Below are 7,520 nucleotides of genomic sequence, written 5' to 3'. Positions count from 1 at the left end.
GGCGCCCGCGCAGCACCGCGGGTTCGGCGATCAGCGCGACCTGCGCGAACACGGCGCGGAACGTGGCCAGTTGGGAGCGCAGGAAGGCGAAGGGCGCGCCGTCGGCGAGGTTCGCCGCGTAGCTGCCGCCGGGCCGCAGCACCCGCTCCGCCTCGCGGGCGTACGCCTCGGTCGTCAGGTGTGCGGGCACCCGCGAGCCGCCGAACACATCGGCCACGAGTACGTCCGCCGAGCCGTCGGGCGCCGCCCGGAGCCAGTGCCGGGCGTCCGCGCCGTGCACGGCGATGTCCGTGTCCGCGGGCAGCGGAAGGTGCTCGGCGACGAGATCCAGCAGCCCCCGGTCGGCGTCGACGACGTCCTGGTGGGAGCCGGGCCGGGTCGCGGCGACGTACCGGGGCAGGGTGAGGGCGCCGCCGCCCAGGTGCAGCACGTCGAGCGGCTGTCCGTCCGGCGCCACGCAGTCCAGGACGTGCCCGAGGCGGCGGGCGTACTCGAACTCCAGGTGCGTCGGCTCGTCGAGGTCGACGTAGGACTGCGGGGCCCCGTCCACGGTGAGCAGCCAGGCCCGGCGCCGGTCCACGTCGGGCAGCAGCTTGGCGATGCCGTGGTCGACGGCGCGGGTGACGGGCATCGGCTCGGCGTCGGGTGCGTTCACGTAGGCCATTGTGCCGGGGCAGGAGCAGGCGGGCCCGCCCCGCGGTGATCAGCAGGCGGCGCCCGGGCCGCGCGGACGCACATGTGGCCGGGGCCCGCGGGCCCCGGCCACACAGCTGCTTCAGGCCACGGTCGTCACCGTGCCCGCGCCGACGGTGCGTCCGCCCTCGCGGATCGCGAAGCCGAGACCCGGCTCCAGCGGCACGTCACGGCCGAGCTCGACCGTCATCGTGACGGTGTCGCCGGGTCGCGCGACGGCCGTCGCCCCGAGGTCGACGTCGCCGACGACGTCCGCGGTGCGCAGATAGAACTGCGGCCGGTAACCGGTGGCGACGGGCGTGCGCCGACCGCCCTCCGCCGCCGACAGCACGTACACCTGCGCGGTGAAGCGGCGAGCCGGCCGCACGCTGTCCGGCTCGGCGACGACGTGCCCGCGCCGTACCGCGTTGCGCGGCACGCCCCGCAGGAGCAGCGCCACGTTGTCCCCGGCCTGGGCCTCGTCCATCGGCTTGCCGAAGGTCTCGAGCCCGGTGACGACGGTCTCCCCCTCCTTCGAGGAGTCGGCCCCGTACACCCGCACGCGGTCACCCACGCGCACCCGGCCGCGCTCGACGGCGCCCGTCACGACGGTGCCGCGCCCGCTGATGGTCAGCACGTTCTCGACCGGCATCAGGAAGGGCGCGTCCACGTACCGCTCCGGCATCGGGACGTAGGTGTCCACGGCGTCGAGCAGTGCGTCGATCGACGCCTCCCAGCGTGGGTCCCCCTCCAGGGCCTTGAGCCCGGAGACCCGTACGACCGGGACGGAGTCGCCGCCGTACCCCTGCGCGGACAGCAGTTCACGCACCTCCAGCTCGACGAGGTCGGTGAGCTCCTCGTCCCCGGCGTCGGCCTTGTTGAGCGCGACGACGATGTGGTCGACCCCCACCTGCCGGGCGAGCAGGACGTGCTCGGCGGTCTGCGGCATGATCCCGTCGAGCGCGGACACGACGAGGATCGCCCCGTCGAGCTGGGCCGCGCCCGTGACCATGTTCTTGACGTAGTCGGCGTGGCCCGGCATGTCCACGTGCGCGTAGTGCCGGGTGTCGGTCTCGTACTCGACGTGCGCGATGTTGATGGTGATGCCGCGCTGCGCCTCCTCGGGCGCCCGGTCGATGCGGTCGAACGGCACGAAGCTGCTCGCGCCGCGGGCGGCGAGGACCTTGGTGATGGCGGCGGTCAGGGTGGTCTTGCCGTGGTCGACGTGGCCCATGGTGCCGATGTTGAGGTGCGGCTTGGTGCGCACGTATGCCGTCTTGGGCATGGCTGAAGAGTCCCTTCCGGAACATCAGAACAGGTGAGGGCCTCCTTCGGGAGGCGGGGACCCCTGAACCGGACCGACCCTCCCCCTGCGGGGTCCGCCGGAATGTCCGGAGAGGGTCAGCTTCGCGCGCCGTCGACGGCTGCTGCGGGAACGACGGCAGCCTGAGCAGCGCCCGCGACTGCGGGCGGAGCTGCGAGGAAGGCGTGCCGGAACATGTGCAGATCATCGCCTACGGAACCACGGGCGTCGAATGAATTACCGCGCCCCGCACGGTGGTTGCCCCGGCGGTCAGGGGCCTACGTTCTTCAGCGCTTCGCGCACGGACAGCGGCGCGAGCACGTCGCGGTGCGCGGCGACGAAGGACCGTACGGCGTCCGGCTCGGTCCGGGCGTACGTGCGCAGGCACCAGCCGATGGCCTTGCGGATGAAGAAGTCGGGGTGCCCCGCCTGGTGCAGGCAGTAGGCGAACAGCCGCTCCGCGTCCGTCGACTGCCGGTAGCGCAGCTGGTGCAGCAGCGCGGTCCGCGCGACCCACAGGTCCGGGTCCGCGATCCAGGTGTCCATGTCCGCGGTGAGCGACGCGTCCGCGGCGACGAGCCCGCCCACCACGTGCGCGGCGAGGAGGTCGACGGTGTCCCACCACGGCACGGTCGTGACCAGGTGCCGTGCGACGGGCAGGAATCCGGACGACAGCCTGCGCACGTGCCGGCGCAGCAGGTCGACGGCGAAGTACGCGTACTCGCGGTCGGGCAGCGCCCAGCAGCGCAGCGCGATCGCGGTGAGGTCGGCCTCGTCGGGCCGGGGCGTCCCGTCCAGCACGGCCCTGCCCAACTCCTTGCGCACGGGCGAGGGAAGCCCGAGGAAGGGGGCGACGTCCTTCATGTAGGCACGCATCTGCGCGGCGCGCTCCGGGTCGGCCGCGGCGCCGTAGACCACGGGCAGCCGGGCCAGCACGGTGTCGGCGAGCGGGCTGGGCGGCGGCGCGACGACGGGCACGGGGCCTCCCTCGGGGCGGATCCGGACGGCCAAAGGTGAGGAGAACAGTGGGATTAATGAGACACAACCTACGGCGATCTTACGTACTCGTCGGTTAGTCTCCCCGGATGTCCGTCCCCGTCGCCGCCCGTTCCGCGAGCCTCACCACGCGCTGCACCAGGGCCCTGCTGTCCCCCTGGTCGCGGCTGTCGCTCCTGGTCGTACTGCTGGCCGCGGGCGCGACGTGTGTGCTGCTGTTCGAACCGCAGCGTCTCCTTGCCGACGGCTGGCCGCCACAGGTGGGCGGGGCGGCCGCGGTGGTCCTGTTCGCGGTGGCGTACGGGGTGTGCACGGTCGCGTTCGTCCCGCGTCCTCTGCTCAATCTGGCGGCGGGGGCCCTGTTCGGCTCGCAGCTCGGGCTGCTCGGGGCGATCGGCGGGACGGTGCTCGGCGCGGGCATCTCCTTCGGTCTGGGCCGGATGCTCGGCCAGGACGCGCTGCGCCCGCTGCTGCGCGGCCGCTGGCTCAAGGCGGCGGACGGCCAGCTGAGCAGACACGGTTTCCGCTCGATGCTGGCGGCTCGGCTCTTCCCCGGCGTCCCGTTCTGGGCGGCCAATTACTGCGCGTCGATCTCCCGCATGAGCTGGGCCTCCTTCCTGCTGGCCACGGCCCTCGGCTCGATCCCGAACACGGCGGCGTACGTGGTCGCGGGCGCCCGGGCCTCGACGCCGACGTCCCCGGCCTTCCTGCTCGCGATGGGGTTCATCGCGATCACGGCGGTGGCCGGGGCGCTGGTGGCGTGGTTCAAGCGGCACTCGTTGCGCGCGCCCACGGGTGCGCGAAGTGGCGCGAGCGACCACGACGGGCGCGCGGAGGACCTCGCGGAGCACCTCCCGCGGCGTTGAAGGGCCTCCAGCACGGCGGCGTTCGCGAGCCCACCGGCCTCTCAAGCGGCCACGGCTCTTCGGGTACCGGCCGACGCCTGCCGGACTCGCACGCGAACCGGTCCTCATGACGCTCATGAGCATGGGGCGACCGCCCTCTGCGCGACGGCGACCGCCCCATGCTCATCGGGCAACGCTGCGGGCACGCCCTGGCGCCCCGGGTCACGTGCGCGGAGCGCGGCGAGGAGGTGCGCCACCGGGATCTCACAGCGCGCCCCGGGCCGGACGAGGTCCGGGCCCGAGGCCGCAGGGGTCCGGCTCAGTCGGTGCGGTACACGTCCAGCCGCCCGCACATCCCGAACTTCCCTCGCGCGGACGGCACCTCGGATCGCACCACCGCGTCCGCGAGATGCCCGGCGTCGCCGTTAGCGAGCCGGTCGAGCTGACGCCCGGTCGCCGCGGACGCGGCGCAGGCGCCCCGTTCCCAGCGGGTGCGCCAGGCGTCGAGCCGGTGGCGTACGAGCGCGGCCGCCGCCTCGTGGAAGGCCGCGAGCTCCTTCGGCTCCTCGCGCAGCCGCAGATAACCCTCGATCGCGAGATCGCGCCGGGCCCGCGCCGCCCTTTCCTGCTCGGCCTCGGGGACGTCGGCCGGGATGGCCGTGGCGGCGGCGTACGTCTCGGGGTCGGTCAGGTACGCGGGCGGCAGCGTGAGCACGGCGTCGCCCGCCTCGGGCAGCCCGCTGTTCTGCATGAGGACGACGATGCGCAGGGCGTCCTCGTTGACCAGCCGGTGGATGGTGCCCGGCGTGAACCAGGCGACGGTGCCCGCGGCCAGCGGCGTCTGCGCGAAGCCGGAGGAGGTCAGCGTCTGCACGGCCCCGCTGCCGGCCGTGACGACGTATCCCTCGCTGCAGGTCAGGTGCAGGTGCGGGGTGCCGCCGCACAGACCGTCGGCGGCGGGCCAGTCGTAGACGGACAGGTGCGAGACGGCCACGCCGCCGGGCAGGCCTTCGTAGGTGTTCACCACGGGTGCTCCGCAAGGTACTTGGCGATCTCCTCGCGCTCCCACGCGCCGTCAGCGACGACGACGCGGTAGCGTCGGGTGAAGGTGGCGCCGGGTTCGAGGACGAGTTCGTCGTAATAGGCGAAGGAGGGTGCCACCGCCGCGAAGGGTTCGTTGCGCACGAACCAGTGCGCCGGATGCGCGCCCCGCTCGCCCAAGTGGTCGTTGTCCAGGGCGTGTTCGAAGACCAGGGTGGCGTGCCCGTCGGCCCCGTCGTGCTCCGCGCTGTACGCGAGCCACGGCGCCTGCTTCCCCATGACCTCCGGGCCCTCGGCGTCGGCGGTCTGGATGCGCCCCTCGCGAAAGGCGCGCGGCCCGCGCCAGAACAGACCGGTGTAGCCCGCCAGTTCCCGGCCGTGGGTGGTGGGGCTGCCGAAGCGCAGCGGCTCGGCGCGGCGGTTGGTGACCGCACTGGTCCAGGTCAGCGTCCAGGAACCGGCGGCCGGGTCGACGTCGCGCACCTCGATGCGGCGCTCCTCCTCGGCCCACAGCTCCCCGTCGTACGGGTGCCAGGTCAGCCGCTCGGCGATGACGGCGCCCTCCGCGTCCGCGCGCACGGCGTCGAAGCCGACGTGCGCCATGGAGCCGACGCGCTCGGGCAGGGCCAGGTAACCCTCCCCGTGGACGTAGCAGTTGCCGCCCCACAGGTTCTGCCCCGACAGGTGGGAGGCGGTCATCTGCAGGCCCTTGTGCCAGCGGTGGTCGTGGGGCCGGTAGTCGGTGACGACGTCGCCGGCCAGGGTCCGGATCGGGTGCAGGTACGGCTTCGGCGCCTCCCATGCCGCCTCGGGACGGTAGACGTACGCGAACAGGTCGACGCCCGTGGTGGGTTCGGTGACCGTGATCCGGTCGCCGTGGGCGTGCAGGACGCGCAGTGCGGTGGTGCCGGTGCTCATGCGGTGGCCTCCTGGTGGGGCGCCCAGCCGGGGGCGCCCCCGTGCAGTGCGGTGTAGTACGGGTCGCCGGGGCCGATCTCGCCGGCGCGGACGGTGGCGTCGGTGAACGCGGACTTGTACAGCGCGGAGATCAGCTCCAGGCTGGTGCGCCCGTCGGGGCCGCTGCTGCGTGGCCGCTCGCCCGCGCGCATCGAGGCGACGAGATCGCGCAGCTGGGCGAGGTGGGAGCTCGGCACGTCGGTGCCGAAGTCCCTCCATGACGCGGCCAGTTCGGCGGGGACGTCGCGGGCGGGCGTGACGGTCCAGTCGGCGTTCCCGTACCCGTACAGGTGGGTCAGTTCCAGGGTGGCGCGCTCGCAGTCGATGCGGATGCGGCTGACCTCGTCGGGGCTGAGGACGCTGTTGACGATCGTCGCCATGGCGCCGCTGTCGAAGCGGACGAGGGCGGTCGACACGTCCTCGGTCTCCACGTCGTGCACGAGCCGTCCGGCCATCGCCCGCACCTCGGACCAGGGGCCGAGGATGTCGAGCAGCAGGTCCATCTGGTGGATGCCGTGGCCCATGGCCGGGCCGCCGCCCTCGGTGGCCCACCGGCCGCGCCAGGGAACGGAGTAGTACGCGGTGTCCCGGTACCAGGTGGTCTGGCAGTGGGCGACGAGCGGCCGTCCGACCTCCCCCTTGGCCAGCAGGTCCCGCACGTGCCGGGCGCCGGAGCCGAACCGGTGCTGGAACACGACGGCGGCGTACGGCCCGCCCTGCGCGCCCTCGGCCGCCTCGACGGCGTCGAACTCCGCCAGGGACGGGGTCGGCGGCTTCTCGCACCACACCCAGGCGCCGGACTCCAGGGCGGCGACGGTCTGTTCGCGGTGCAGGGTGGGCGGGGTGCAGATGGTGACGAGGTCCGGCCGCTGCTCGTCGAGCATGCGCTGAAGGTCGGTGTACGGGTGCGGGACGCCGCCGTCCGCGCAGAACCGGCGGACGGCGTCGTCGTCGATGTCGACGGCCGCGACGACCTCCACCTCACCCTCGGCGGCGAGTTGTCGCAGGGCGGGCAGATGGCTGCCGCGGGCGATGCCGCCCGTGCCGACGACGGCGGCCTTGAGGCGATGGGTACGGGGGCCGGAACGTTCTGGTGCGGGTGCGCTGCGCATGGGCGCGATCAACACTCCATCGGGTGCGGTGACGGGACGTGACGCGGGGGACGGCGCCGCCACGGCACGCGATAGCAAGCGCTTTCCCCCGGTTGACGCTAAGCGGCTGGGGCGACAGGGGTCAACAGGGCGGCGGGGGTTGATCCCACCGGCCCGGCATGCTCACGGAGCCGCCGTCCGTGGCGCCCTGCCCTCCACCGGCCGCAGCCCGGGCGCCAGTACGGCCGTGACCGCCAGGGACGTGAGCGCGAGGGCCGTCATGGCCGCCGCCGGGGAGGTGGCCTGGGCCAGGGCGCCCGCGACGAGCGCACCCACGCCCTGCATCGAGAGCATCCCTGCGGTGTGCAGGCCCAGGGCGTGTCCGCTCAGTTCCTCGGGGGTCAGCGCCACGAGGCGCTCCTGGAGGAGCAGGCTCGCCGCGAAGCCGACGGAGGCGAGGGCCACCGCGGCCGCGGCGACGGGCAGCGCGGGCCGCACCGCGAACACCAGGTACGGTGCGGCCAGCAGCAGCCGCAGGGGCGCGCCGAGGCGGCCGCGCAGCCGGGCCGGCACGAAGCGTCCGGCGAGGGTGTCACCGGCGAGCATGCCGAGCGC

7 protein-coding genes and 1 pseudogene are annotated in these 7,520 nt (G+C 73.8%); 1 reads left to right on the top strand and 7 read right to left on the bottom strand.

Annotated features, from left to right (window positions below; all coding sequences use genetic code 11):
- The 3 genes from G3I40_RS06425 to G3I40_RS06415 all read right to left on the bottom strand — a co-directional run.
- On the bottom strand, positions 1-631 hold a 631-nt coding region (locus G3I40_RS06425), incomplete at its 3' end, for a fused MFS/spermidine synthase (RefSeq protein WP_239091577.1).
- Positions 632-775: 144 nt separating this feature from the next.
- On the bottom strand, positions 776-1,957 hold the full coding sequence (gene tuf / locus G3I40_RS06420) for an elongation factor Tu (RefSeq protein WP_164301185.1): 1,182 nt from the start codon (positions 1,955-1,957) through the stop codon (positions 776-778).
- 288 nt (positions 1,958-2,245) lie between these two features.
- On the bottom strand, positions 2,246-2,953 hold the full coding sequence (locus tag G3I40_RS06415) for a DNA alkylation repair protein (protein WP_164301184.1): 708 nt from the start codon (positions 2,951-2,953) through the stop codon (positions 2,246-2,248).
- Positions 2,954-3,060: 107 nt separating this feature from the next.
- Between G3I40_RS06415 and G3I40_RS06410 the strand changes: the two genes are divergently transcribed.
- The gene (locus G3I40_RS06410) at positions 3,061-3,837 is read left to right on the top strand and encodes a TVP38/TMEM64 family protein (protein WP_239091576.1); all 777 of its coding nucleotides are present in this window, start codon (positions 3,061-3,063) and stop codon (positions 3,835-3,837) included.
- Between the two features lie 298 nt (positions 3,838-4,135).
- Here the strand turns inward: G3I40_RS06410 and G3I40_RS06405 are convergent, their stop codons facing one another.
- The 4 genes and pseudogenes from G3I40_RS06405 to G3I40_RS06390 form a co-directional block, all read right to left on the bottom strand.
- Positions 4,136-4,843, bottom strand: coding sequence for a cupin domain-containing protein (locus G3I40_RS06405; RefSeq protein WP_164301183.1), 708 nt, complete (start codon positions 4,841-4,843; stop codon positions 4,136-4,138).
- Positions 4,837-5,775, bottom strand: coding sequence for a PmoA family protein (locus G3I40_RS06400; RefSeq protein WP_164301182.1), 939 nt, complete (start codon positions 5,773-5,775; stop codon positions 4,837-4,839). The genes G3I40_RS06405 and G3I40_RS06400 overlap by 7 nt, the downstream gene beginning before the upstream one ends.
- Positions 5,772-6,926 (bottom strand): Gfo/Idh/MocA family oxidoreductase, encoded by a 1,155-nt coding sequence (locus tag G3I40_RS06395; RefSeq protein WP_164301181.1) that lies wholly within the window; start codon positions 6,924-6,926, stop codon positions 5,772-5,774. Before G3I40_RS06395 ends, G3I40_RS06400 begins: the two co-directional genes overlap by 4 nt.
- 162 nt (positions 6,927-7,088) lie before the next feature.
- Positions 7,089-7,520: pseudogene (locus G3I40_RS06390) on the bottom strand (MFS transporter); the annotation flags it as partial.

Source organism: Streptomyces sp. SID14478, from assembly GCF_010548525.1.
Taxonomy (GTDB): Bacteria; Actinomycetota; Actinomycetes; order Streptomycetales; family Streptomycetaceae; genus Streptomyces.
The sequence above is the reverse complement of the archived record's forward strand: the minus strand, read 5'-3'. Positions and strand labels throughout refer to the sequence as shown.